We start from the raw sequence: 25,689 nt of genomic DNA on the forward strand, positions 1-25,689 counted from the left end.
TTCGCAACCTTTATTCGTGGGAGGTCTTTCCGTTAAAACCACAAAAGGAGGAAATAAACATGCCAAAAAGAGGAAAACGTTACTTAGAGGCAGCGAAGTTGATTGATCGCTCAAAAGCATACGCTGTGCAAGAGGCGATCGAATTAGTGAAAAAGACAAACGTTGCAAAATTTGATGCAACAGTAGAGGTTGCTTTCCGTTTAGGAGTTGACCCGAAGAAAGCGGATCAACAAATTCGCGGTGCGGTTGTATTACCACACGGTACAGGTAAAGTACGTCGCGTATTAGTGCTTGCAAAAGGCGAAAAAGCGAAAGAAGCAGAAGCAGCAGGTGCAGATTACGTAGGTGATACAGATTACATCAACAAAATTCAACAAGGTTGGTTTGAGTTTGATGTGATCGTTGCAACTCCTGATATGATGGGTGAGGTAGGTAAAATCGGTCGTATTTTAGGACCAAAAGGTTTAATGCCAAACCCTAAAACAGGAACAGTTACATTTGATGTGGCGAAAGCGGTTAATGAAATTAAAGCTGGTAAAGTAGAATACCGCGTTGACAAAGCAGGAAACATCCACGTGCCGATCGGTAAAGTATCGTTTGATACTGAAAAATTAGTAGAAAACTTCGCAACAATCTATGAGACAATCTTAAAAGTGAAGCCAGCAGCGGCGAAGGGCACATACGTGAAAAACGTAACAGTCGCTTCAACAATGGGACCTGGCGTAAAAGTAGATCCTTCTACAGTTGCTGTTGCTAACTAATTATAGATATTGACTTTTTAGAAACGCTTTAGTATACTATCTATTGTTTGAAAAGCGAATATCATTTGTACCGTAGACAGTAGGTGCCTCATATAGGCTTAATTTCCTACCGAGGTGTTGAGACTCATAAATAAGTGCATCTTGCACTTTTCGGGGGCCTCCATGTCTGCGTTGACATGGAGGTTTTTTATTGAACGGTATAAGTGGTGTCGAAACTCAACTTCTACAGGAGGTGTTGACATGAGCAGCGTACTTGAACAAAAGCAGCAGCTAGTAGCGGAGATTGCTGAAAAGCTTCGCGCGAGCAAATCAACGATCATCGTTGATTATCGTGGTTTAAATGTCGCTCAAGTTACAGAGCTTCGTAAGCAACTTCGCGAAGCGGGCATCGAGTTCAAAGTGTACAAAAACACATTAACTCGTCGTGCTGTTGCTGAGTTAGGATTAGAAGGTTTGGATGAAACATTAACAGGTCCGAATGCGATTGCATTCAGCAATGATGATGTCGTTGCTCCTGCAAAAATTTTAAACGAATTCGCGAAAAAGAACGAAGCGTTAAAAATTAAAGCAGGTATCATCGAAGGTAACGTAGCAACACTTGAGGAAGTTAAGGCGCTTGCAGAGCTCCCATCTCGCGAAGGCTTGCTCTCTATGTTGCTTAGCGTTCTTCAAGCACCAATCCGCAACTTTGCGCTTGTTACAAAAGCAGTTGCTGAGAAGAAAGAAGAACAAGGCGCTTAATTTTCAAATTGCCTAAAACTAAAATATTAAGGAGGAAGATCGATCATGACTAAAGAACAAATCATTGAAGCGGTTAAAAATATGACTGTTTTAGAATTAAACGACTTAGTAAAAGCAATCGAAGAAGAATTTGGTGTAACTGCTGCTGCTCCTGTAGTAGTTGCTGGTGGTGCTGCTGCTGGTGGTGCTGCTGAAGAAAAAACTGAATTCGACGTTATCCTTGCAGATGGCGGCGCGCAAAAAATCAAAGTTATCAAAGTTGTACGCGAACTTACTGGTCTTGGCTTAAAAGAAGCAAAAGACTTAGTAGACAACACTCCAAAGCCAGTTAAAGAAGGCGTTTCTAAAGAAGAGGCTGAAGAAATTAAAGCGAAACTTGAAGAAGCTGGCGCGAAAGTTGAAATTAAGTAATAAAGTAAAGAAGCTCGCTCAAAACGGCGAGCTTCTTTGTGTTTTTATGTGCATTCGTTTACAATAAAGGAAAGAGAGGTGAGAGTGATGGGTGATCACTACTATACGGAGCGACCTGTGGTAGAAAGTAAGCCGTTTCAATGGACGTATATGTTACGAGGTCATCAGTTTTTATTTACCGTTGATCAAGGTGTGTTTTCAAAAAAAGAAGTCGATTTCGGTTCCCGGCTACTAATTGAAACATTCGTGGAACCAAATGTGAGTGGAAATATTCTTGATGTTGGTTGTGGATACGGGCCAATCGGTTTGGCGCTGGCGAAAGATTTTCCTCATCGAATGGTACATATGATTGATGTAAATGAGCGAGCGATTGAGTTGGCTAAGAAAAACAAACAGCAAAATGATGTTGAAAATGCTCAGATTTACATAAGCAACTTATTTGATCGAGTAGAAGGGAAGTTTGCTGCAATTGTGACAAACCCGCCGATTCGTGCAGGAAAAGCAGTCGTTCATTCCATTTTTGAGCAAAGTGCGAACTACTTGCTTCCGGGTGGTCAACTATGGGTTGTCATTCAAAAGAAACAAGGTGCTCCGTCTGCTTTAGAAAAGTTAAAGATGATTTTTGATGAAGTTGATGTTGTGGAAAAGAAAAAAGGTTACTTTATTATTCGAGCACAAAAAGCTTGACGCTACATTTTCAGTATGGTACCATTATAAAATGCTAAATGTGTATTTTTTAGTTTACGTATGCTGTGTATGTATGTATAATTTTAGTTTTAAAGGAAAAACTTATAAAATATATAATAGGTCAAACATGTGGTTTTCTTATAAGAAACCATTTCTTTTTTGTCTGATGACAAGTTATTAATGTTTGATTTGAGGGGTGAATCAGTTGACAGGTCAACTAGTTCAATACGGACGACACCGCCAACGAAGAAGTTATGCGCGCATTAGTGAAGTGTTAGAACTACCAAACTTAATCGAAATTCAAACTTCTTCTTACCAGTGGTTTCTCGACGAAGGATTGCGTGAAATGTTTCAAGATATTTCACCGATCGAAGATTTTACAGGGAATTTGTCACTAGAGTTTATTGATTACAGCTTAGGAGAACCGAAGTACTCTGTTGAAGAGTCGAAAGAACGCGACGTTACATACGCAGCACCGCTTCGGGTGAAAGTACGCCTAATCAATAAAGAAACAGGTGAAGTAAAAGAACAAGATGTATTTATGGGAGATTTCCCGTTAATGACAGAAACAGGCACGTTCATTATTAATGGTGCTGAACGTGTTATCGTTTCCCAGCTTGTTCGTTCACCGAGCGTATATTACAGCGGAAAAGTAGATAAAAACGGAAAGCGAGGCTTTACAGCTACCGTTATTCCAAACCGTGGTGCATGGCTTGAATATGAAACAGACGCAAAAGACGTTGTGTACGTTCGCATTGATCGTACACGTAAGTTGCCTGTGACCGTGTTATTGCGAGCGTTAGGTTTTGGTTCAGACCAAGAGATTGTCGATTTACTTGGTGATAACGAGTACATTCGTAATACGTTAGAAAAAGACAACACAGAAAGTACAGAAAAAGCGTTGCTTGAAATTTATGAACGGTTACGTCCAGGGGAGCCGCCTACCGTTGAAAATGCGAAAAGCTTGCTTATCTCTCGTTTCTTTGATCCAAAACGATACGATTTAGCAAGCGTTGGTCGCTATAAAATTAACAAAAAGCTCCATATTAAAAACCGTTTATTCGGTCAACGTTTAGCAGAAACGCTCGTTCATCCGGAAACGGGTGAAGTGATTGCTGAAAAAGGAACGGTTCTCGATCGGAGAACGCTCGACCGCATTTTACCTGAGCTTGAAAAAGGGATCGGTATGCGTAAATACCAACCGCTTGGGGGCGTTGTCGAAGATGAGTTCGCTTTGCAAGCAATCAAAATTTATGCTCCAAACGATCCAGATGGCGAAAAAGTCATCACGGTCATTAGTAATGGATATATTCCAGAAACAGTAAAACATATTACACCTGCAGATATTATTGCATCTATTAGCTACTTCTTTAACTTATTGCATGGCGTCGGTGATACAGACGATATCGACCATTTAGGAAATCGCCGACTTCGCTCTGTTGGCGAGTTGCTGCAAAATCAATTCCGAATCGGACTTTCGCGTATGGAGCGCGTCGTTCGTGAACGGATGTCCATTCAAGATACAAACACAATTACACCACAGCAACTCATTAATATTCGCCCAGTCATTGCGGCCATTAAAGAGTTTTTTGGAAGCTCACAATTGTCGCAATTCATGGATCAAACGAACCCACTGGCCGAATTGACACATAAACGTCGTCTTTCTGCGCTTGGTCCGGGCGGTTTAACGCGTGAGCGTGCCGGTTTTGAAGTGCGTGACGTTCACTATTCACATTATGGCCGCATGTGTCCAATCGAAACGCCAGAAGGTCCGAACATCGGATTAATTAACTCGCTTTCGACATATGCAAAAGTGAATAAATTTGGCTTTATTGAAACACCTTATCGACGTGTTGATCCTGAGACAGGAAAAGTAACGAATCAAATTGATTATTTAACAGCGGATGAAGAAGACAATTACGTTGTGGCTCAAGCAAACGTTCCGATTGCGGAAGATGGAACATTTTTAGAAGAAAACGTTGTTGCTCGTTTCCGTGGTGAAAACATTGTCGTTAAGCGTGATCGTGTCGATTATGTAGACGTTTCGCCAAAGCAAGTCGTATCCGTAGCTACAGCGTGTATCCCATTCTTAGAAAACGATGACTCAAACCGTGCGCTTATGGGTGCGAACATGCAACGTCAAGCTGTTCCACTTATGCAACCGGAAGCTCCAATCGTTGGTACAGGAATGGAGTATGTGGCAGCGAAAGACTCTGGTGCTGCAGTCATTTGTAAGCATCGCGGAATTGTTGAGCGAGTCGAAGCGAAAGAAATTTGGGTACGCCGTTTAATCGAAGTCGATGGAAAAGAAGTCAAAGGTGACTTAGATAAATATCGTCTGTTGAAGTTTGTTCGTTCAAACCAAGGAACGTGCTACAATCAACGCCCGATTGTTAAAGCGGGTGACATTGTAGAGAAAGGTGAAATTTTAGCTGACGGTCCATCGATGGAAAAAGGCGAGTTAGCACTTGGTCGCAACGTGCTTGTTGCGTTCATGACCTGGGATGGATACAACTACGAGGACGCGATTATTATGAGCGAGCGTCTCGTGAAAGACGATGTGTATACATCGATTCATATCGAGGAATACGAATCTGAGGCGCGCGATACAAAGCTCGGTCCGGAAGAAATTACGCGCGATATTCCAAACGTCGGTGAAGATGCGCTTCGTAACTTAGATGAACGCGGTATTGTCCGCATCGGTGCAGAAGTAAAAGATGGAGACTTGCTTGTCGGTAAAGTTACTCCAAAAGGTGTTACGGAGTTAACTGCAGAAGAGCGCCTATTGCATGCTATCTTTGGCGAGAAAGCACGTGAAGTTCGAGATACATCTTTACGCGTACCACATGGTGGGGGCGGAATTGTTCTTGATGTCAAAGTGTTTACTCGCGAAGACGGCGATGAGTTGCCGCCAGGTGTAAACCAACTTGTCCGTGTGTACATTGTACAAAAACGGAAAATTTCCGAAGGTGACAAAATGGCAGGACGCCATGGAAATAAAGGGGTTATTTCTCGTATTTTACCTGAAGAAGATATGCCGTTTTTACCAGATGGCACACCAGTTGACATCATGTTAAACCCATTAGGCGTACCTTCGCGTATGAACATCGGGCAAGTGCTTGAGTTGCATCTCGGTATGGCAGCGAGAAAGTTAGGTCTTCATGTCGCTTCGCCTGTATTTGACGGCGCTCGTGAAGAAGATGTATGGGCGACGTTAGAAGAAGCAGGAATGGCACGCGATGCGAAAACCGTTCTATACGACGGACGGACTGGAGAACCGTTTGACAACCGTGTTTCTGTCGGTATTATGTACATGATTAAGCTTGCGCACATGGTTGACGATAAATTGCATGCTCGTTCGACAGGTCCGTACTCACTTGTTACGCAACAACCACTTGGTGGAAAGGCACAGTTTGGTGGTCAGCGTTTCGGTGAGATGGAAGTATGGGCGCTTGAAGCATACGGTGCAGCTTATACGTTGCAGGAAATTTTAACTGTCAAATCAGATGATGTCGTTGGTCGCGTGAAAACATACGAGGCGATTGTGAAAGGTGAAAACGTTCCGGAACCAGGCGTTCCTGAATCGTTCAAAGTGTTAATTAAAGAGCTACAAAGCTTAGGTATGGACGTCACAGTTTTATCAAGTGATGAAAAAGAAATTAGTATGGAAAACTTCGGGGAAGATGATGACGTTCAACCAGTTGACATCATCCCACCTACAGATGAGTCAGCCAAAGAAGATGAAGGTGTTGTTGTAAAAGAATAGCGTGTTGACATAAGGGTAAAACCTGGATATTAAAAGGGAGGTAGGCCCCTTGTTAGATGTGAATAAGTTTGAATATATGAAGATCGGACTCGCTTCACCTGAGAAAATTCGTTCTTGGTCGTATGGTGAAGTTAAAAAACCGGAAACGATTAACTATCGAACATTAAAACCAGAAAAAGATGGACTGTTTTGCGAACGTATTTTCGGTCCGACGAAAGACTGGGAATGTCATTGCGGAAAATATAAGCGCGTTCGTTATAAAGGTGTCGTTTGTGACCGATGCGGTGTCGAAGTCACACGTGCAAAAGTTCGCCGTGAGCGCATGGGTCATATTGAACTAGCAGCCCCTGTTTCACATATTTGGTACTTTAAAGGAATTCCTAGCCGCATGGGACTTGTCTTAGACATGTCCCCTCGCGCGCTAGAGGAAGTCATTTACTTTGCATCTTACGTTGTGACGGATCCAGGCGATACACCGTTAGAAAAGAAGCAATTGCTTTCTGAAAAAGAATATCGCGCGTATCGCGAGAAGTACGGAAATTCGTTTCAAGCTTCAATGGGTGCGGAAGCGATTAAAAAATTGTTACAAGACATCGATCTTGAAAAAGAAGTAGAAACGTTAAAAGAGGAATTGAAGACAGCACAAGGACAACGTCGTGCTCGTACGATTAAACGTCTTGAAGTGCTTGAAGCGTTCCGTAACTCTGGTAACGATCCTTCTTGGATGATTTTAGATGTACTACCGGTTATTCCGCCTGAATTGCGCCCGATGGTACAGTTAGACGGTGGTCGTTTTGCGACATCGGACTTGAACGATTTATATCGTCGTGTCATTAATCGAAACAACCGTTTAAAACGTCTATTAGACCTTGGTGCACCGAACATTATCGTTCAAAACGAGAAACGGATGCTTCAAGAGGCGGTTGATGCGTTAATTGATAACGGTCGTCGTGGCCGTCCGGTTACAGGCCCAGGAAACCGTCCGTTGAAGTCGCTTTCCCATATGTTAAAAGGAAAGCAAGGTCGTTTCCGTCAAAACTTGCTCGGTAAGCGTGTTGACTACTCTGGTCGTTCCGTTATCGTTGTCGGTCCGAACTTGAAAATGTATCAATGCGGATTACCGAAAGAAATGGCGCTTGAGTTATTTAAACCGTTCGTTATGAAAGAATTAGTAGAACGCGGCTTAGCACATAACATTAAAAGTGCGAAGCGAAAAATTGAGCGCGTTCACCCAGAAGTTTGGGATGTTTTAGAATCTGTCATTAAAGAGCATCCGGTGTTATTAAACCGCGCGCCAACGCTTCACCGTCTTGGTATTCAAGCTTTCGAACCGACGCTTGTAGAAGGGCGTGCGATCCGATTACATCCACTTGTATGTACGGCATACAACGCCGACTTCGACGGTGACCAAATGGCTGTGCACGTACCACTTTCAGCAGAAGCACAGGCGGAAGCACGTCTACTGATGCTTGCGGCACAAAACATTTTGAACCCGAAAGACGGAAAGCCGGTCGTTACGCCTTCACAAGACATGGTTTTAGGAAACTACTACTTAACGATGGAACGTGAAGGTGCAGTTGGAGAAGGAATGGTCTTTAAAGATGCGGACGAGGCGTTGTTAGCTTACCATAATGGCTATGTTCATTTGCATACGCGCATCGCCGTTCATGCTGGTTCGTTGAGAAACGAAACGTTTACAGAAGAGCAAAATAATAAGTTGCTGATCACGACAGTTGGAAAGTTAATCTTCAATGAGATTTTGCCGAAGTCATTCCCATATATTAATGAGCCGACGCAAGAGAACATTGAAGAACGAACGCCGGATAAGTATTTCTTAGATAAAGGTGTGAACGTGAAAGAAGAAATTCGTAAGCGTGCACTCGTTCCACCGTTTAAGAAAAAAATTCTCGGTAACATCATCGCGGAAGTATTTAAACGTTTCAAAATTACAGAAACATCTAAAATGCTTGACCGCATGAAAGATCTTGGCTTTAAGTACTCAACAAAAGCCGGTATTACAATTGGTGTCGCGGACATTGTTGTCTTGCCTGAAAAACAAGAAATTTTAGAAGAAGCACAAGCAAAAGTTGATACGGTATTAAAACAATTTAGACGCGGTTTAATTACTGATGAAGAACGTTATGAGCGTGTTATTTCGATTTGGAGTGCGGCGAAAGACAAAATTCAAGGTCGCTTAATGGAATCGCTTGATAAACGAAATCCAATTTTCATGATGAGTGACTCTGGAGCCCGTGGTAACGCGTCGAACTTTACGCAACTTGCTGGTATGCGTGGATTAATGGCGAACCCAGCTGGACGTATTATCGAGCTTCCGATTAAATCTTCATTCCGCGAAGGTTTAACGGTACTTGAGTACTTCATTTCAACACACGGTGCACGTAAAGGTCTTGCGGATACCGCGTTAAAAACAGCGGACTCTGGTTATTTAACACGTCGTCTCGTTGATGTGGCACAAGACGTTATCATTCGTGAAGATGACTGCGGCACAGATCGTGGTACGTTAATTCGTGCGTTAAAAGACGGTACAGAAGTGATTGTGAAACTCGAAGATCGTCTCATTGGACGTTACGCACGTAAGACGGTGAAACATCCGGAAACGGGCGAAGTGCTCGTGCGTGAAAATGAAATGATTACAGAAGACATTGCGAATGCGATTGTCAAAGCAGGTATTGAAGAAGTATGGATTCGTTCGGCATTTACATGTAACACGCGTCATGGTGTATGTAAAAAATGTTACGGACGCAACTTGGCAACAGGTGCGGAAGTTGAAGTTGGTGAAGCGGTCGGTATTATCGCAGCCCAATCGATCGGTGAGCCGGGTACACAGCTTACAATGCGTACGTTCCACACAGGCGGGGTAGCAGGAGACGATATTACCCAAGGTTTACCGCGTGTACAAGAGTTGTTTGAAGCGCGTAATCCAAAAGGTCAAGCCGTCATTTCAGAAATTGATGGTGTTGTTGTGGCGATTAACGAAACGCGTGACCGTCAACGTGAAATTGTTATTCAAGGCGAAGTCGAGACACGTACGTATACAGCTCCTTACAGCGCGCGTTTGAAAGTGCAAGAAGGACAGAAAGTTGAGCGCGGTCAAGAACTAACAGAAGGCTCAATCGACCCGAAAGAGTTGTTGAGAGTCAAAGATATGAATGCTGTACAAGAATACTTGTTGCGTGAAGTACAAAAAGTATACCGCATGCAAGGGGTAGAAATTAGCGATAAACATATCGAAGTTATGGTTCGCCAAATGCTTCGTAAAGTGCGCGTCATTGATGCGGGCGATACAGACTTGTTGCCTGGTACATTGCTTGATATTCATCAATTTACAGATGCGAACGCAAAAGTGTTGATGGAAGGTAAACGTCCGGCGACAGCTCGCCCAGTATTACTCGGAATTACGAAAGCATCGCTTGAAACAGATTCGTTCTTGTCTGCAGCTTCATTCCAAGAGACGACACGTGTCTTAACGGATGCAGCAATTAAAGGAAAACGCGACGAATTACTTGGATTAAAAGAAAACGTCATTATCGGTAAACTTGTTCCAGCGGGAACAGGTATGGCTCGTTACCGCAAAGTAAAGCCGATAATTAAAACAGCAAAAGATGAAGACGCTGTTACAACGAAATAATGATGAACCTATTGCTAGCATCGTTTGCTAGCAATAGGTCAAAAAATAGTTGACACAGCACGCAGAAAGTGATAGCATAATAAAGGTGTTCCGAAAACCTGTCACTTTGGAGGATATGTTACATGTCTTATGAAAAAGTCGCACAGGCGAAACAGATTATTGTAGGAACGAAACAAACAGTACGAGCTCTGAAAGATGGGAACGTTAAAGAGGTAGTCGTTGCTGAAGATGCTGACGTAGCTGTAATTGAAAAAGTCGTAAAAGCAGCGAACGATCGAAACGTTCCAATTGTAAAAGTCGATTCAACGAAAAAGCTTGGAAAAGCATGTGGGATTGACGTAGGAGCTGCAGCTGTTGCGATTATTCGTTAAAAACTGTTTTTGTGGGTTACTACAAAAACTTTGTTTTTGCATAAAAATGAGCCACCTGGATGTGTGGGCTTGAATTTGATTGTGAAGGGAGGAAATTTACCATGCCTACAATTAACCAGCTTGTACGTAAAGGTCGTACAAAAAAGGTAGTGAAATCTAAATCACCTGCGTTAAATAAAGGGTATAACAGCTTCAAAAAAGTTCAAACAACTGTTTACTCTCCGCAAAAACGTGGAGTATGTACACGTGTAGGTACAATGACACCAAAGAAGCCAAACTCTGCGCTTCGTAAATATGCCCGTGTACGTTTATCTAACGGTATCGAGGTAACTGCATACATCCCAGGTATCGGTCACAACTTACAAGAACACAGCGTTGTATTAATTCGCGGTGGACGTGTAAAAGACTTACCAGGGGTACGTTACCACATCGTCCGCGGTGCTTTAGATACAGCAGGTGTAGCGAACCGTATGCAAGGTCGTTCTAAATACGGTGCGAAAAAACCAAAAGCAGCTAAGAAATAATATTCGACATCTTTTGTTGATTTTTACTGAAAGGAGGAAAAAATATGCCACGTAAAGGTCCGGTTCCTAAACGAGATGTGTTACCAGATCCAATTTACAATTCAAAGCTAGTTACACGTTTAATCAATAAAATTATGATTGACGGTAAAAAAGGTAAAGCACAAAAAATTCTTTACACAGCGTTCGATATCATTCGTGAGCGCACAGGTAAAGATCCAATGGAAGTGTTTGAGCAAGCGTTGAAAAACGTTATGCCAGTTCTTGAAGTTCGCGCACGCCGTGTTGGTGGTGCAAACTATCAAGTTCCTGTTGAGGTGCGTCCAGAGCGCCGTACAACATTAGGTCTTCGTTGGCTCGTGAACTACGCTCGTCTTCGTGGAGAAAAAACGATGGAAGAGCGTTTAGCGAACGAAATCATGGATGCTGCAAACAATACAGGTGCAGCTGTGAAGAAGCGCGAAGATACACATAAAATGGCAGAAGCAAACAAAGCGTTTGCGCACTATCGTTGGTAATTTTTTCGTTAAATTAAGAATAGGTGAGAGCGATGCGGTTGAAACTAAAAAAGCATGCCCATCGCTCATTCGCCTATATTCCTATATGCAAATAAAATTACGATACTTCATTTAAGGAAGGAGAAAAAATCCATATGGCAAGACAGTTCTCCTTGGAAAACACTCGCAATATCGGAATCATGGCCCATATCGACGCCGGTAAAACAACAACAACAGAGCGTATCCTTTTCTACACAGGACGCGTTCATAAAATCGGTGAAGTTCATGAGGGCGCAGCAACGATGGACTGGATGGAGCAAGAACAAGAGCGCGGAATTACAATTACGTCCGCAGCGACAACAGCTCAATGGAAAGGCCATCGCATTAACATCATCGATACACCTGGACACGTCGACTTCACAGTAGAAGTTGAGCGTTCATTGCGTGTATTAGACGGTGCGGTAGCGGTATTAGACGCACAATCAGGTGTAGAACCGCAAACAGAAACAGTATGGCGCCAAGCGACTACATACGGTGTTCCACGTATCGTTTTCGTTAACAAAATGGACAAGATCGGTGCTGACTTCTTGTACTCTGTAAACACACTTCATGAGCGTTTACAAGCGAATGCGCACCCTGTTCAATTACCAATTGGTGCAGAAGATCAATTTACAGGTATCATCGACCTTGTTGAAATGTGCGCATATCACTATCACGATGAATTAGGAAAAAATATCGAGCGCATCGAGATTCCTGAAGACTATCGTGATATGGCAGAAGAATACCGCGGGAAATTAATTGAAGCGGTTGCAGAGCTTGATGAAGAATTAATGATGAAATATTTAGAAGGGGAAGAAATTACGAAAGAAGAGTTAAAAGCTGCAATTCGTAAAGCGACAGTTTCTGTGCAATTCTTCCCAGTATTTTGTGGTTCTGCATTCAAAAACAAAGGTGTTCAATTAATGCTTGACGGAGTTGTTGACTACTTACCATCACCAGTCGACATTCCTGCGATTAAAGGAACTGTTCCTGATACAGAAGAAGAAACAGTTCGTGAAGCGCGTGACGATGCTCCGTTTGCAGCGTTAGCGTTCAAAATTATGACAGACCCTTACGTTGGTAAGTTGACGTTCTTCCGCGTATACTCAGGTACATTAAACTCTGGTTCTTACGTGTTGAACTCAACAAAACGTAAGCGTGAACGTATCGGTCGTATTCTACAAATGCACGCAAACCACCGCGAAGAAATTGCACAAGTTTACGCAGGTGACATTGCGGCAGCTGTAGGTTTAAAAGATACAACAACTGGTGATACGTTGTGTGATGAAAAAGACCCAGTCATCTTGGAGTCTATGCAATTCCCAGAGCCAGTTATTCAAATCGCGATCGAACCGAAGTCAAAAGCTGACCAAGATAAGATGAGCACAGCACTACAAAAACTTCAAGAAGAGGACCCAACATTCCGTGCATGGACAGACCAAGAAACAGGTCAAACAATCATCGCGGGTATGGGTGAGCTTCACCTTGACATCATCGTTGACCGCATGCGTCGCGAGTTTAAGGTAGAAGCGAACGTTGGTGCTCCTCAAGTTGCGTACCGCGAAACATTCCGTAAATCAGCACAAGTTGAAGGTAAATTTGTGCGTCAGTCTGGTGGTCGCGGTCAATACGGTCACGTTTGGATCGAGTTCTCACCAAACGAAGAAGGAAAAGGCTTTGAATTCGAAAACGCGATTGTCGGTGGGGTTGTTCCGAGAGAATACATCCCTGCAATTCAAGCAGGTCTTGAAGATGCAATGCAAAACGGTGTTCTTGCTGGATACCCAGTTGTTGACATTAAAGCGAAATTATTTGACGGTTCTTACCACGATGTTGACTCAAGCGAAATGGCGTTCAAAATCGCTGCTTCTATGGCATTGAAAAACGCAGCGGCAAAATGTGACCCTGTATTGCTTGAGCCAATCATGAAAGTAGAAGTCATCGTCCCTGAAGAATATTTAGGTGACATCATGGGTGACATCACTTCTCGTCGCGGTCGCGTCGAAGGTATGGAAGCTCGCGGTAACGCACAAGTTGTTCGCGCGATGGTTCCACTTTCTGAAATGTTTGGATACGCAACTTCATTGCGTTCAAATACACAAGGTCGCGGAACGTTCACAATGGTATTTGACCATTATGAAGAAGTTCCGAAGAGCATTGCTGAGGAAATCATCAAAAAAAATAAAGGTGAATAATTGATTTTCTAGCATTGTTCAAGTATAAATACTTATGTAAGACTTGGAAGTGGACGTGCCTGTGCACTTTCACTTCCGAGCATTCTATATTCTATACTTAATAAAAAACACTAAGGAGGATATTATAATGGCTAAAGCGAAATTCGAACGTACGAAACCACACGTCAACATTGGTACAATCGGCCACGTTGACCATGGTAAAACAACTTTAACAGCTGCAATCACAACAGTTCTTGCGAAACAAGGTAAAGCAGAAGCACGCGCGTATGATCAAATCGACGCTGCTCCAGAAGAGCGCGAGCGCGGAATTACAATCTCAACTGCACACGTTGAGTACGAAACTGACAACCGTCACTATGCACACGTTGACTGCCCAGGTCACGCTGACTACGTGAAAAACATGATCACAGGTGCTGCGCAAATGGACGGTGCGATCCTTGTTGTATCTGCAGCTGACGGTCCAATGCCACAAACTCGTGAGCACATTCTTCTTTCTCGCCAAGTAGGCGTACCTTACATTGTTGTATTCTTAAACAAATGCGACATGGTAGACGACGAAGAGCTTTTAGAGCTTGTTGAAATGGAAGTTCGCGATCTATTATCTGAATACGACTTCCCTGGAGACGAAGTTCCTGTAATTAAAGGTTCTGCGTTAAAAGCACTTGAGGGAGATCCAGCTTGGGAAGCGAAAATCATCGAGCTTATGAACGCTGTTGATGAGTACATCCCAACTCCACAACGCGAAGTTGACAAACCATTCATGATGCCAGTTGAGGACGTATTCTCAATCACTGGTCGTGGTACAGTTGCTACTGGTCGCGTTGAGCGCGGTATCTTAAAAGTTGGTGACCAAGTAGAAATCATCGGTCTTTCTGAAGAGCCAAAAGCAACAACTGTTACAGGTGTTGAAATGTTCCGTAAGCTTCTTGACCAAGCTGAAGCTGGTGACAACATCGGTGCGCTTCTTCGCGGTGTTTCTCGTGACGAAGTACAACGCGGTCAAGTATTAGCAAAACCAGGAACAATCACTCCACACACAAAATTTAAAGCACAAGTTTACGTATTAACAAAAGAAGAAGGTGGACGTCATACTCCATTCTTCTCTAACTACCGTCCACAATTCTACTTCCGTACAACGGACGTAACAGGTATCATCCAACTTCCAGAAGGTGTTGAGATGGTAATGCCTGGTGACAACATCGAAATGACAGTAGAATTAATCGCGCCAATCGCGATCGAAGAAGGTACAAAATTCTCGATCCGCGAAGGTGGACGTACAGTAGGTGCAGGTTCTGTATCTGAAATCATCGAGTAATCGATAAAGTGGTCTAGCTTGCTGCTAGACCACTTATTTTTGTTCCATTGAAATTGCGTAATGAAATATGTATAATAGGAAAGGCAGTTTGTTTAGAAAAGAAATAAAAAACTTGCATTAGGCATGAAAATTATATATAATAATAAACGTTGGTCTTTGACTGCGATGAAGTGGAAGGTTGCTGACACACCCGGCCGCTTTGCCATGGCGAGTGTGAAGGAAATTTCCATGGAGAATGTCTATTTTAAAAATAGGCGAAGAAGGAGGGAAAATAATGGCAAAAGAAAAAATTCGTATTCGTTTAAAAGCGTATGATCATCGAATTCTTGATCAATCTGCTGAGAAAATTGTGGAAACTGCAAAGCGTTCAGGCGCGACTGTATCTGGACCGATTCCGTTACCAACTGAAAAAACGGTGTACACGATCTTACGTGCGGTTCATAAATACAAAGACTCTCGTGAGCAGTTCGAAATGCGCACACATAAACGCTTAATTGATATCGTCAATCCGACTCCACAAACAGTAGATTCTTTAATGCGTTTAGACTTACCGTCTGGTGTCGATATTGAAATCAAGTTGTAATTGCGATATAGGAGGTGTGAAAGATGAAAGGAATCTTAGGAAGAAAAATCGGCATGACTCAAGTATTCGCTGAAAACGGAGATCTTATTCCTGTAACAGTTATTCAAGCGACTCCAAACGTAGTTCTTCAAAAGAAAACGATTGAAAACGACGGTTATGAAGCGATTCAATTAGGTTTTGAAGATTTACGTGAGAAGTTGGCGAACAAGCCTCAAAAAGGTCATGCTGCGAAGGCAAACACCACACCTAAGCGCTTCATTCGTGAAATTCGTGGTGTGAATCTTGCAGAGTATGAAGTAGGTCAAGAAGTAAAAGTGGACATTTTCAACGAAGGTGAAATCGTTGACGTAACAGGTACGTCAAAGGGTAAAGGTTTCCAAGGTGTAATTAAACGCCATGGACAATCTCGTGGACCAATGGCTCACGGTTCTCGTTACCATCGTCGTCCTGGTTCAATGGGTGCGATCGCTCCAAACCGTGTATTTAAATCAAAAGAGCTTCCAGGCCGCATGGGTGGCGAGCGTGTGACAGTACAAAACTTAAAAGTTGTTAAAGTAGATCCAGAACGCAACTTAATCTTAATTAAAGGAAACGTGCCAGGTCCGAACAAAGGACTTGTTATCATTAAAAGCGCGGTTAAAGCGAAATAATTTCTTTAAGAAAGGAGGAAATACCCAATGCCAAAAGTAGCATTGTACAACCAAAACGGAGAAAACATCGGTGAAATCGAATTAAACGATGCCGTATTTGGTATTGAACCGAACAAACATGTGTTATTTGAAGCGGTAATTATGCAACGTGCTTCCTTACGTCAAGGAACTCATAAAACAAAAAATCGTGCAGAAGTAAGTGGCGGTGGTCGTAAGCCATGGCGCCAAAAAGGTACTGGACGCGCTCGCCAAGGATCGATTCGTTCTCCACAATGGCGCGGCGGTGGTGTTGTATTCGGTCCGGTTCCACGCAGCTACAGCTACAAACTTCCGAAAAAAGTTCGTCGCTTAGCGATTAAATCGGCATTATCTTCAAAAGTGCTTGAAAACAGCATTGTTGTATTAGACAATTTAACGCTTGAAGCACCAAAAACAAAAGAAATGGTTAAGATTTTAAACAACCTTTCTGTTGATCGCAAAGCGTTAATTGTAACAGCAGACGCAAACGAGAACGTCATTCTTTCAGCTCGCAACATTCCAGGAGTTACAGTTGTGACAGCAAGCGGAATTAACGTTCTTGATGTACTCAACCACGACAAGCTTGTCATTACGAAAGCTGCTGTGGAAAAAGTAGAGGAGGTGCTTGTATAATGAAAGATCCTCGCGATATTATTAAGCGCCCCGTCATTACTGAACGTTCAACAGAGTTAATGACTGAAAAAAAATATACGTTCGAAGTTGATGTGAAAGCGAACAAAACAGAAGTAAAAGATGCGATCGAAGCGATTTTCGGCGTGAAAGTAGCGAAGGTCAACATTATGAACTACAAAGGAAAGTTCAAACGTGTTGGTCGCTACAGCGGATTAACAAACCGCCGTCGCAAAGCGATTGTTACATTAACGCCAGACAGCAAAGAGATCGAACTATTTGAAGTATAAGTTTAAAAGTGAAGGAGGGAAATGGACATGGCGATTAAAAAATATAAGCCAACGTCTAACGGTCGTCGTGGTATGACGGTTTTAGACTTCTCTGAGCTTACAACAGATAAGCCGGAAAAATCGTTGCTTGCCCCTTTAAAGAAAAAAGGCGGTCGTAACAACCAAGGTAAATTAACAGTTCGTCACCAAGGTGGCGGTCATAAACGTCAATATCGTATTATTGACTTTAAACGCGATAAAGATGGCATTCCAGGACGCGTTGCTACAATCGAATACGATCCAAACCGTTCTGCGAATATCGCATTAATTCATTATGCCGATGGTGAAAAACGTTACATCATCGCACCGAAAAACTTAGAAGTTGGCATGGAAATCATGTCAGGTCCAGATGCGGACATTAAAGTAGGTAACGCATTACCTTTAGCAAACATTCCAGTTGGTACAGTAATTCACAACATTGAGTTGAAACCTGGCAAAGGTGGACAATTAGTGCGCGCTGCAGGTACATCTGCACAAGTGCTTGGTAAAGAAGGTAAGTACGTACTTGTTCGTTTATCTTCAGGTGAAGTTCGCATGATTTTAGCAACTTGCCGCGCAACAGTCGGTCAAGTTGGTAACGAACAACATGAGCTTGTGAACATCGGTAAAGCTGGACGCGCTCGTTGGTTAGGCATTCGTCCAACAGTTCGCGGTTCTGTTATGAACCCAGTCGATCACCCACACGGTGGTGGTGAAGGTAAAGCACCAATCGGACGTAAGTCTCCAATGACTCCATGGGGCAAACCAACACTTGGATTCAAAACGCGTAAGAAGAAAAATAAATCTGATAAATTTATCGTACGTCGTCGTAAAAAATAACGGGGTTGAGCTACGGTTCAAAAGAACCGTAGAGCAATCACGAAAGGAGGTTCACTTATGGGTCGCAGCTTGAAAAAAGGTCCTTTTTGTGATGATCATTTAATGAAAAAAATTGAGAAATTGAATGAAACTGGACAAAAACAAGTGATCAAAACGTGGTCTCGTCGTTCAACAATTTTCCCACAATTCATCGGTCACACAATCGCTGTTTACGATGGTCGTAAACACGTTCCAGTTTACATCACAGAGGACATGGTCGGTCATAAGCTCGGTGAGTTCGCGCCAACGCGCACGTACAAAGGTCACGCTGCTGATGACAAGAAAACAAAACGTTAATATGAGAGGAGGCTTCATTTATGCAAGCTAAAGCTGTTGCTAGAACGGTTCGAATTGCTCCTCGTAAAGCTCGTTTAGTGATTGATTTAATTCGAGGAAAGCAAGTGAGTGAAGCAGTTGCGATTCTTCGCCATACGCCAAAAGCTGCTTCTCCGATTATCGAGAAAGTATTAAAATCTGCAGTGGCAAACGCAGAACATAACTATGATATGGACGTGAACAAACTTGTTGTTACAGAAGCTTATGTGAACGAAGGACCAACATTGAAACGTTTCCGTCCTCGTGCACAAGGTCGTGCGAGCGCAATTAACAAACGCACAAGCCATATCACGATCGTTGTTTCAGAAAAGAAGGAGGGATAATCAGTGGGTCAAAAGGTAAATCCAATCGGTCTTCGCATTGGTATTATTCGTGATTGGGAATCAAGATGGTACGCTGAGAAAGATTATGCGGACCTTTTACACGAAGATCTTAAAATTCGCGAATACCTCACAAAGCGCTTAAGCGATGCAGCTGTTTCTCGCATTGAGATCGAGCGTGCAGCAAACCGTGTAAATATTACAATCCATACGGCGAAACCAGGAATGGTAATCGGTAAAGGTGGCTCTGAAGTTGAAGCGCTTCGTAAAGCGTTAAATGAATTAACTGGCAAACGTGTTCATATCAACATCGTTGAAATTAAAAAGCCAGACTTAGAAGCAAAACTTGTTGCGGAAAATATCGCGCGTCAAATTGAAAACCGCGTATCATTCCGTCGTGCGCAAAAACAAGCGATCCAACGCACAATGCGTGCAGGTGCTAAAGGAATTAAAACGATGGTATCTGGTCGTTTAGGTGGAGCAGATATCGCTCGCTCAGAACATTATAGCGAAGGAACAGTTCCACTTCATACTCTTCGCGCTGACATCGACTACGCAACAGCAGAAGCGGATACAACATACGGAAAAATCGGCGTGAAAGTATGGATTTATCGTGGAGAAGTCCTTCCTACGAAAAAGAAAACTGAGGAAGGAGGAAATTAATCATGTTAATGCCAAAACGCGTAAAATATCGTCGTGAACATCGCGGTCGCATGAAAGGTCGTGCAAAAGGCGGTACGGAAGTACATTTTGGTGAGTACGGCTTACAAGCATTAGAGCCAGCATGGATTACAAACCGTCAAATCGAGGCTGCTCGTCGTGCGATGACTCGTTACATGAGACGTGGCGGTAAAGTATGGATTAAAATTTTCCCTTCAAAACCATACACAGCAAAACCACTTGAAGTGCGCATGGGTTCCGGTAAAGGTGCTCCAGAAGGTTGGGTAGCTGTTGTTAAACCTGGTAAAGTAATGTTTGAAATCGCGGGAGTTTCTGAAGAAGTGGCTCGTGAAGCATTACGTCTTGCTTCTCACAAACTTCCAATCAAATGTAAATTCGTAAAACGTGAAGAAATTGGTGGTGAATCAAATGAAAGCTAAAGAAATTCGTGAACTTACCACTGCCGAGATTGAACAAAAAATTAAAGCGTTGAAAGAAGAGTTATTCAACCTTCGCTTCCAATTGGCAACAGGTCAATTAGAGAATACTGCTCGTATTCGTGAAGTACGCAAAGCGATTGCGCGTATGAAAACTGTTATTCGCGAAAGAGAGATCGCTGCTAATAAATAATTGAAATCGAGGGGAGGTTCGCACAATGAGTGAACGCAACAATCGTAAAGTTCTCGTCGGCCGTGTTGTTTCCGATAAAATGGATAAAACAATTACGGTTCTTGTAGAAACTTATAAAAAGCATCCTCTTTACGGCAAGCGCGTAAAGTATTCGAAAAAATATAAAGCACATGACGAAAACAACGTAGCAAAAGTGGGCGACATCGTAAAAATTATGGAAACACGTCCTCTTTCTGCGACAAAACGTTTCCGTCTTGTTGAAGTAGTCGAAAAAGCTGTTATTGTTTAATGAATATGTTCGGGATGATGGATACAAATCCGAAAGGAGGTTTCGTCAATGATTCAACAAGAAACTCGTATGAAAGTTGCTGATAACTCTGGTGCACGTGAAGTGCTTGTCATTAAAGTGCTAGGTGGTTCTGGTCGTCGTTATGCGAACGTTGGCGACATCGTTGTGGCGACAGTTAAAGATGCAACACCAGGTGGCGTTGTTAAAAAAGGTCAAGTCGTTAAAGCGGTTGTCGTTCGTACGAAACGCGGTGTGCGCCGTACAGACGGTTCTTACATCCGTTTTGATGAAAATGCTTGCGTAATCATTCGTGATGACAAGAGCCCACGCGGTACACGTATTTTCGGACCAGTTGCCCGCGAACTACGTGAAAAAGACTTTATGAAAATCGTTTCTTTAGCTCCAGAAGTGATTTAATGAAAAGGGAAAGCCTTTTAAGGAGGTGCGATTCAGATGCATGTAAAAAAAGGTGATAAAGTACAAGTGATCTCTGGTAAAGATAAAGGCAAACAAGGCGTTATTCTCGCTGCGTTTCCAAAGAAAAACCGAGTGCTTGTTGAAGGTGTAAACATCGTGAAAAAACACGTAAAACCTTCTCAAGCAAATCCACAAGGCGGCATCATCAACCAAGAGGCGCCAATCCACGTATCAAACGTAATGCCTCTTGATCCAAAAACAGGATTACCAACTCGTGTTGGTTACAAAGTGGTTGACGGTAAAAAAGTTCGCTATGCGAAACGTTCTGGTGAAATTTTAGACAAATAATGAAGTGACTGAGGAAGGGAGGTACTCAAATGAACCGCCTTAAAGAAAAGTATTTAAACGAAGTTGTTCCTGCTCTTATGAGCAAGTTTAACTATAAATCTGTGATGCAAGTTCCAAAAATCGAAAAAATTGTTATCAACATGGGTGTTGGTGACGCGGTACAAAACGCAAAAGCGTTAGATAATGCAGTAGAAGAACTCGCATTAATTTCTGGTCAGAAGCCAGTTGTTACACGCGCGAAAAAATCAATCGCTGGTTTCCGTCTTCGTGAAGGAATGCCAATCGGTGCAAAAGTAACGCTTCGCGGTGAGCGCATGTACGAGTTTTTCGATAAGCTCGTGTCTGTTTCTTTACCGCGTGTTCGCGACTTCCGTGGCGTTTCTAAAAAATCGTTCGATGGACGCGGTAACTACACATTAGGTGTAAAAGAGCAATTAATTTTCCCTGAAATTGACTACGATAAAGTAAACAAAGTTCGCGGTATGGACATCGTTATCGTTACAACTGCGAAAACAGATGAAGAAGCTCGTGAATTACTTACATTGCTCGGTATGCCATTCCAAAAATAATCATTCCCATTCGTAAAAAGAGGGAGGCGAAAACGTGGCTAAAAAATCAATGATCGCGAAACAAAAACGCACACCAAAGTTTAAAGTACAAGCGTACACTCGTTGTGAGCGTTGTGGACGTCCACACTCTGTATATCGCAAATTTAAACTTTGCCGTATTTGTTTCCGTGAATTAGCGTATAAAGGTCAAATTCCTGGTGTGAAAAAAGCAAGCTGGTAATAAACCCATGAGTTGGGAAGGAGGTAAAACATAATGGTGATGACAGATCCAATTGCAGATATGCTTACTCGCATTCGTAATGCGAACATGGTGCGTCACGAGAAACTTGAAGTTCCTGCTTCAAAAATCAAAAGAGAAATCGCTGAAATTTTAAAGCGTGAAGGTTTCATTCGTGATGTCGAATACATTGAAGATAACAAACAAGGTATTCTTCGAATTTTCTTGAAGTACGGTCCAAATAACGAGCGCGTAATTACAGGCCTTAAACGCATCAGCAAACCTGGTTTGCGCGTATATGCGAAAGCTGATGAAGTACCACGCGTATTGAACGGTTTAGGAATCGCGATTCTTTCAACGTCTCAAGGTATTTTAACTGACAAAGAAGCACGTCAAAAACGTACTGGCGGCGAAGTGTTAGCATACATTTGGTAATTATTTTGCAACGAATGGAGGTGTAGTACATGTCACGTGTTGGTAAAAAACCATTGGAAATTCCAGCTGGTGTTACAGTTACATTAAACGGTAACACAGTTACTGTAAAAGGTCCGAAAGGTGAACTTACTCGTACGTTCCATCCAGATATGGTCATTAAATTAGAAGGTAACGTTTTAACAGTTGAGCGTCCAAGCGATGAGAAACATCATCGTGCGCTTCACGGAACGACTCGTAGCTTGCTTGCAAACATGGTTGAAGGTGTTTCAAAAGGTTATGAGCGTGCGCTTGAGCTTGTCGGTGTCGGTTACCGTGCGACAAAACAAGGTAAAAAGCTTGTATTAAGCGTAGGATACTCTCACCCTGTTGAAATCGAACCGGAAGAAGGGCTTGAAATCGAAGTTCCTTCACAAACAAAAATTATCGTTAAAGGCGCGGACAAACAACGTGTTGGTGAATTAGCAGCAAACATTCGTGCCGTTCGTTCACCAGAACCTTATAAAGGAAAAGGTATTCGCTACGAAGGCGAAGTTGTACGTCGTAAAGAAGGTAAAACAGGTAAGAAATAATGCTGCTTAGGTAAATGAAAGGAGTGACACGAATGATCACTAAGCTTGATAAAAATGCAGTTCGCAAAAAAAGACACGCTCGTGTTCGTCGTAAAGTAGTAGGAACTGCGGAACGTCCACGCTTAAATGTGTTCCGTTCAAACAAACACATTTACGCACAAATTATTGACGATATGAAAGCTGTGACGCTTGTTAGCGCGTCAACGTTAGATAAAGAATTCGACTTAGAATCAACAGGCAATGTTGAAGCAGCTCAAAAAGTGGGCGAATTAATTGCTAAACGTGCACTTGAAAAAGGAATCACATCGGTTGTATTCGACCGTGGCGGATATTTATATCATGGACGTGTTAAAGCACTTGCAGACGCTGCTCGTGAAGCTGGATTACAATTCTAATTAAGAAGGAGGGACAGAGATGCGTCGCATTGATCCAAATAAACTTGAACTAGAAGAACGCGTTGTTGCCGTTAACCGCGTAGCTAAAGTAGTAAAAGGTGGACGTCGTTTCCGTTTCGCTGCGTTAGTCGTTGTTGGTGACAAAAACGGTCATGTCGGTTTCGGAACTGGAAAAGCACAAGAAGTTCCAGATGCTATTCGCAAAGCGATTGAAGACGCGAAGAAAAACTTAATTACTGTGCCGATCGTTGGTACAACTATTCCACATGAAGTGATCGGACATTTCGGTGCAGGTGAAATCATTTTAAAACCAGCATCTGAAGGTACTGGGGTTATCGCTGGTGGTCCTGCGCGTGCGGTATTAGAGTTAGCAGGTATTAGCGATATTTTATCGAAGTCAATCGGTTCCAACACACCAATTAACATGGTGCGCGCAACAATCGACGGTTTGAAGCAATTGAAACGTGCCGAAGAGGTAGCAAAATTGCGCGGTAAAACAGTTGAGGAACTGTTAGGATAAGGGAGGGAAAAATGATGGCGAAAAAATTAGCAATTACCCTCACTCGCAGTGTAATCGGTCGTCCGCAAGACCAACGCGTGACGGTTAAAACATTAGGTTTAAAAAAATTGCATCAAACAGTTGTTCATAACGACAATCCAGCCATTCGTGGAATGATCAATAAAGTTTCTCACCTTGTAACAGTAAAAGAATTAGAAGAATAAGGAGGTGCCTCGGCATGAAGCTACATGAATTACAACCAGCACCGGGTTCCCGTAAAGAACGCAACCGTGTTGGTCGTGGTATCGGCTCTGGTAACGGAAAAACTTCTGGTAAAGGACATAAAGGGCAAAACGCGCGCTCTGGTGGCGGCGTACGCATTGGCTTTGAAGGTGGTCAAACGCCTTTATTCCGTCGTTTACCAAAACGCGGCTTTACAAACATTCATCGTAAAGAATATGCGATCGTTAACCTTGAAGCATTAAATCGCTTTGAAGACGGTACAGAAGTAACACCAGAATTGCTGCTTGAAACAGGCGTAGTAAGCAAATTGAAAGCAGGCATCAAAGTTCTTGGAAACGGTGAGCTCACAAAAAAATTAACAGTAAAAGCTCATAAATTCTCTGCTTCTGCAAAAGAAGCGATCGAAGCTGCTGGCGGTACAACTGAGGTGATTTAATGTTTCGAACAATCTCCAATTTTATGCGCGTGGGTGATATAAGAAGAAAAATTTTGTTCACCCTTCTTATGCTCATTGTATTTCGTATCGGTACGTTTATTCCTGTGCCGGGCGTGAATGCAGACGTATTAAAAATGCAAGACCAGTTCAATGCCTTTGGCGTATTGAACACATTCGGTGGTGGCGCTCTACAAAACTTTTCTATTTTTGCGATGGGCGTCATGCCATACATTACAGCATCTATCATCGTACAGTTATTACAGATGGATGTTGTTCCTAAATTTACGGAATGGTCGAAACAAGGAGAAGTAGGCCGCCGTAAGCTTGCTCAGTTTACTCGCTACTTTACAATTGTGCTTGGGTTTATCCAAGCGTTCGCTATGTCTTATGGGTTTCATAATATGTCTGGTGGTGTGCTCATTAAAAACCCAGGCATTCCGACATATTTGCTTATTGCGCTCGTTTTAACAGCAGGGACTGCCTTTTTAATGTGGCTCGGTGAGCAAATTACAGCCAAAGGTGTTGGAAACGGTATATCAGTATTAATTTTTGCAGGGATCGTTTCTAGCATTCCGGTGACACTCAATCAAATTTACGTTCAACAATTTGAAAACGCTGGTGACCAGCTGTTTTTACGTATCGTGACAGTAGCGTTAATCGCTTTAGCAGTTGTAGCGGTCATTGTTGGCGTCATTTATATTCAACAAGCGTTTCGGAAAATTCCGATTCAATATGCGAAGCGATTAGAAGGACGTAGTCCAGTAGGTGGTCATTCGACGCACATTCCGTTAAAAGTGAATCCGGCAGGTGTCATACCGGTTATTTTTGCGGTGTCGTTTATTATTACTCCACCGACGATTGCATCGTTTTTCGGCTCGAATGATGTAACATTATGGATTAAAAAAGTTTTTGACTACACGCAACCAGTTGGGATGATCATATACGTCGCTTTAATTGTTGCCTTTACGTATTTTTATGCGTTTGTTCAAGTTAATCCAGAACAAATGGCGGACAATTTGAAAAAGCAAGGTGGTTATATTCCAGGCATTCGTCCAGGAAAGAACACGCAAGAATTCATTACACGCGTTTTGTATCGATTAACTTTCGTCGGAGCTCTATTTTTAGCAGCAATCGCTGTTCTTCCTGTCTTCTTTATCGAGTTCGCTAAACTGCCGCCTTCTGCTCAAATTGGAGGAACGAGCTTGCTAATCGTCGTCGGCGTTGCTTTAGAGACGATGAAGCAGCTAGAAAGCCAATTAGTGAAGCGCCATTATAAAGGCTTTATTAAATAAAAAGAGGTGTTGG

At 42.6% G+C, this 25,689-nt stretch carries 33 protein-coding genes and 1 other annotated feature; all 33 genes read left to right on the forward strand.

The window, feature by feature from the left end:
- Positions 1-59: 59 nt before the first annotated feature.
- The 33 genes from rplA (at position 60) to secY (ending at position 25,676) form a co-directional block, all read left to right on the forward strand.
- Positions 60-761 carry a 50S ribosomal protein L1 gene (rplA, locus tag ETB99_RS10415; protein ID WP_006322669.1) on the forward strand — a complete coding sequence of 234 codons (702 nt, stop codon included), beginning with the start codon at positions 60-62 and terminating at the stop codon, positions 759-761.
- A 52-nt stretch (positions 762-813) separates the two neighbouring features.
- Positions 814-959, forward strand: a sequence feature (ribosomal protein L10 leader region).
- Positions 960-1,001: 42 nt separating this feature from the next.
- Positions 1,002-1,502, forward strand: coding sequence for a 50S ribosomal protein L10 (gene rplJ, locus ETB99_RS10420; RefSeq protein ID WP_004888648.1), 501 nt, complete (start codon positions 1,002-1,004; stop codon positions 1,500-1,502).
- A 45-nt stretch (positions 1,503-1,547) separates the two neighbouring features.
- The gene (gene rplL, locus ETB99_RS10425) at positions 1,548-1,913 is read left to right on the forward strand and encodes a 50S ribosomal protein L7/L12 (protein WP_077429983.1); all 366 of its coding nucleotides are present in this window, start codon (positions 1,548-1,550) and stop codon (positions 1,911-1,913) included.
- A gap of 87 nt (positions 1,914-2,000) precedes the next feature.
- Positions 2,001-2,600 (forward strand): class I SAM-dependent methyltransferase, encoded by a 600-nt coding sequence (locus ETB99_RS10430; RefSeq protein WP_077429982.1) that lies wholly within the window; start codon positions 2,001-2,003, stop codon positions 2,598-2,600.
- A 205-nt stretch (positions 2,601-2,805) separates the two neighbouring features.
- Positions 2,806-6,366, forward strand: coding sequence for a DNA-directed RNA polymerase subunit beta (gene rpoB, locus ETB99_RS10435; RefSeq protein WP_009361485.1), 3,561 nt, complete (start codon positions 2,806-2,808; stop codon positions 6,364-6,366).
- A gap of 49 nt (positions 6,367-6,415) precedes the next feature.
- Complete coding sequence (rpoC, locus tag ETB99_RS10440; protein ID WP_128999499.1) at positions 6,416-10,015, forward strand: DNA-directed RNA polymerase subunit beta'; 3,600 nt, start codon at positions 6,416-6,418, stop codon at positions 10,013-10,015.
- Positions 10,016-10,137: 122 nt separating this feature from the next.
- A complete protein-coding gene (locus ETB99_RS10445) occupies positions 10,138-10,386 on the forward strand; it encodes a 50S ribosomal protein L7ae-like protein (RefSeq protein WP_006322661.1) in 249 nt (82 codons plus the stop codon).
- A gap of 101 nt (positions 10,387-10,487) precedes the next feature.
- A complete protein-coding gene (rpsL, locus tag ETB99_RS10450) occupies positions 10,488-10,910 on the forward strand; it encodes a 30S ribosomal protein S12 (RefSeq protein ID WP_003397652.1) in 423 nt (140 codons plus the stop codon).
- Between the two features lie 44 nt (positions 10,911-10,954).
- Positions 10,955-11,425, forward strand: a complete 471-nt coding sequence (rpsG, locus tag ETB99_RS10455; RefSeq protein ID WP_004888658.1) for a 30S ribosomal protein S7 — start codon at positions 10,955-10,957, stop codon at positions 11,423-11,425.
- Between the two features lie 134 nt (positions 11,426-11,559).
- Positions 11,560-13,638 (forward strand): elongation factor G, encoded by a 2,079-nt coding sequence (gene fusA / locus ETB99_RS10460; protein WP_128999498.1) that lies wholly within the window; start codon positions 11,560-11,562, stop codon positions 13,636-13,638.
- 127 nt (positions 13,639-13,765) lie between these two features.
- Entirely contained in the window at positions 13,766-14,953 is a 1,188-nt protein-coding gene (tuf, locus tag ETB99_RS10465; RefSeq protein ID WP_003397655.1) for an elongation factor Tu, read from the forward strand.
- 274 nt (positions 14,954-15,227) lie between these two features.
- The gene (gene rpsJ / locus ETB99_RS10470; RefSeq protein WP_021095335.1) at positions 15,228-15,536 is read left to right on the forward strand and encodes a 30S ribosomal protein S10; all 309 of its coding nucleotides are present in this window, start codon (positions 15,228-15,230) and stop codon (positions 15,534-15,536) included.
- Positions 15,537-15,559: 23 nt separating this feature from the next.
- Entirely contained in the window at positions 15,560-16,186 is a 627-nt protein-coding gene (gene rplC / locus ETB99_RS10475) for a 50S ribosomal protein L3 (protein WP_077429978.1), read from the forward strand.
- Positions 16,187-16,213: 27 nt separating this feature from the next.
- Positions 16,214-16,837: a 50S ribosomal protein L4 gene (gene rplD / locus ETB99_RS10480; RefSeq protein WP_128999497.1), complete on the forward strand. Its 624-nt coding sequence runs from the start codon at positions 16,214-16,216 to the stop codon at positions 16,835-16,837.
- A complete protein-coding gene (rplW, locus tag ETB99_RS10485) occupies positions 16,837-17,124 on the forward strand; it encodes a 50S ribosomal protein L23 (protein WP_003397660.1) in 288 nt (95 codons plus the stop codon). The genes rplD and rplW overlap by 1 nt, the downstream gene beginning before the upstream one ends.
- Before the next feature lie 27 nt (positions 17,125-17,151).
- Positions 17,152-17,982, forward strand: a complete 831-nt coding sequence (rplB, locus tag ETB99_RS10490) for a 50S ribosomal protein L2 (RefSeq protein ID WP_003397662.1) — start codon at positions 17,152-17,154, stop codon at positions 17,980-17,982.
- A gap of 57 nt (positions 17,983-18,039) precedes the next feature.
- Positions 18,040-18,318, forward strand: coding sequence for a 30S ribosomal protein S19 (gene rpsS / locus ETB99_RS10495; protein WP_004888674.1), 279 nt, complete (start codon positions 18,040-18,042; stop codon positions 18,316-18,318).
- Positions 18,319-18,338: 20 nt separating this feature from the next.
- On the forward strand, positions 18,339-18,680 hold the full coding sequence (gene rplV, locus ETB99_RS10500; RefSeq protein ID WP_006322652.1) for a 50S ribosomal protein L22: 342 nt from the start codon (positions 18,339-18,341) through the stop codon (positions 18,678-18,680).
- A 3-nt stretch (positions 18,681-18,683) separates the two neighbouring features.
- On the forward strand, positions 18,684-19,340 hold the full coding sequence (gene rpsC, locus ETB99_RS10505) for a 30S ribosomal protein S3 (protein WP_003397666.1): 657 nt from the start codon (positions 18,684-18,686) through the stop codon (positions 19,338-19,340).
- 2 nt (positions 19,341-19,342) lie between these two features.
- Positions 19,343-19,777 carry a 50S ribosomal protein L16 gene (gene rplP, locus ETB99_RS10510; RefSeq protein ID WP_003397670.1) on the forward strand — a complete coding sequence of 145 codons (435 nt, stop codon included), beginning with the start codon at positions 19,343-19,345 and terminating at the stop codon, positions 19,775-19,777.
- Complete coding sequence (gene rpmC, locus ETB99_RS10515) at positions 19,767-19,967, forward strand: 50S ribosomal protein L29 (protein ID WP_003397671.1); 201 nt, start codon at positions 19,767-19,769, stop codon at positions 19,965-19,967. Before rplP ends, rpmC begins: the two co-directional genes overlap by 11 nt.
- 25 nt (positions 19,968-19,992) lie before the next feature.
- Positions 19,993-20,256: a 30S ribosomal protein S17 gene (rpsQ, locus tag ETB99_RS10520; protein WP_003397674.1), complete on the forward strand. Its 264-nt coding sequence runs from the start codon at positions 19,993-19,995 to the stop codon at positions 20,254-20,256.
- Positions 20,257-20,304: 48 nt separating this feature from the next.
- Positions 20,305-20,673 carry a 50S ribosomal protein L14 gene (gene rplN, locus ETB99_RS10525; RefSeq protein WP_003397675.1) on the forward strand — a complete coding sequence of 123 codons (369 nt, stop codon included), beginning with the start codon at positions 20,305-20,307 and terminating at the stop codon, positions 20,671-20,673.
- Between the two features lie 36 nt (positions 20,674-20,709).
- A complete protein-coding gene (gene rplX, locus ETB99_RS10530) occupies positions 20,710-21,021 on the forward strand; it encodes a 50S ribosomal protein L24 (RefSeq protein WP_012573859.1) in 312 nt (103 codons plus the stop codon).
- A 29-nt stretch (positions 21,022-21,050) separates the two neighbouring features.
- Positions 21,051-21,590 (forward strand): 50S ribosomal protein L5, encoded by a 540-nt coding sequence (gene rplE, locus ETB99_RS10535; protein WP_077429977.1) that lies wholly within the window; start codon positions 21,051-21,053, stop codon positions 21,588-21,590.
- A 34-nt stretch (positions 21,591-21,624) separates the two neighbouring features.
- Positions 21,625-21,810: a 30S ribosomal protein S14 gene (rpsN, locus tag ETB99_RS10540; protein WP_003397678.1), complete on the forward strand. Its 186-nt coding sequence runs from the start codon at positions 21,625-21,627 to the stop codon at positions 21,808-21,810.
- A gap of 33 nt (positions 21,811-21,843) precedes the next feature.
- Positions 21,844-22,242, forward strand: coding sequence for a 30S ribosomal protein S8 (gene rpsH, locus ETB99_RS10545; protein ID WP_003397680.1), 399 nt, complete (start codon positions 21,844-21,846; stop codon positions 22,240-22,242).
- Between the two features lie 29 nt (positions 22,243-22,271).
- Positions 22,272-22,811: a 50S ribosomal protein L6 gene (gene rplF, locus ETB99_RS10550; RefSeq protein ID WP_006322642.1), complete on the forward strand. Its 540-nt coding sequence runs from the start codon at positions 22,272-22,274 to the stop codon at positions 22,809-22,811.
- A gap of 32 nt (positions 22,812-22,843) precedes the next feature.
- Complete coding sequence (rplR, locus tag ETB99_RS10555) at positions 22,844-23,206, forward strand: 50S ribosomal protein L18 (RefSeq protein ID WP_009361496.1); 363 nt, start codon at positions 22,844-22,846, stop codon at positions 23,204-23,206.
- A gap of 19 nt (positions 23,207-23,225) precedes the next feature.
- Positions 23,226-23,726, forward strand: a complete 501-nt coding sequence (rpsE, locus tag ETB99_RS10560; protein WP_004888691.1) for a 30S ribosomal protein S5 — start codon at positions 23,226-23,228, stop codon at positions 23,724-23,726.
- A gap of 14 nt (positions 23,727-23,740) precedes the next feature.
- Positions 23,741-23,929 carry a 50S ribosomal protein L30 gene (rpmD, locus tag ETB99_RS10565; protein WP_035020776.1) on the forward strand — a complete coding sequence of 63 codons (189 nt, stop codon included), beginning with the start codon at positions 23,741-23,743 and terminating at the stop codon, positions 23,927-23,929.
- A 14-nt stretch (positions 23,930-23,943) separates the two neighbouring features.
- A complete protein-coding gene (gene rplO, locus ETB99_RS10570) occupies positions 23,944-24,384 on the forward strand; it encodes a 50S ribosomal protein L15 (protein ID WP_032101416.1) in 441 nt (146 codons plus the stop codon).
- On the forward strand, positions 24,384-25,676 hold the full coding sequence (gene secY / locus ETB99_RS10575) for a preprotein translocase subunit SecY (protein ID WP_128999496.1): 1,293 nt from the start codon (positions 24,384-24,386) through the stop codon (positions 25,674-25,676). The genes rplO and secY overlap by 1 nt, the downstream gene beginning before the upstream one ends.
- Positions 25,677-25,689: the final 13 nt, after the last annotated feature.

This window comes from Anoxybacillus sp. CHMUD, assembly GCF_013096965.1.
GTDB lineage: Bacteria > Bacillota > Bacilli > Bacillales > Anoxybacillaceae > Anoxybacillus > Anoxybacillus kestanbolensis_A.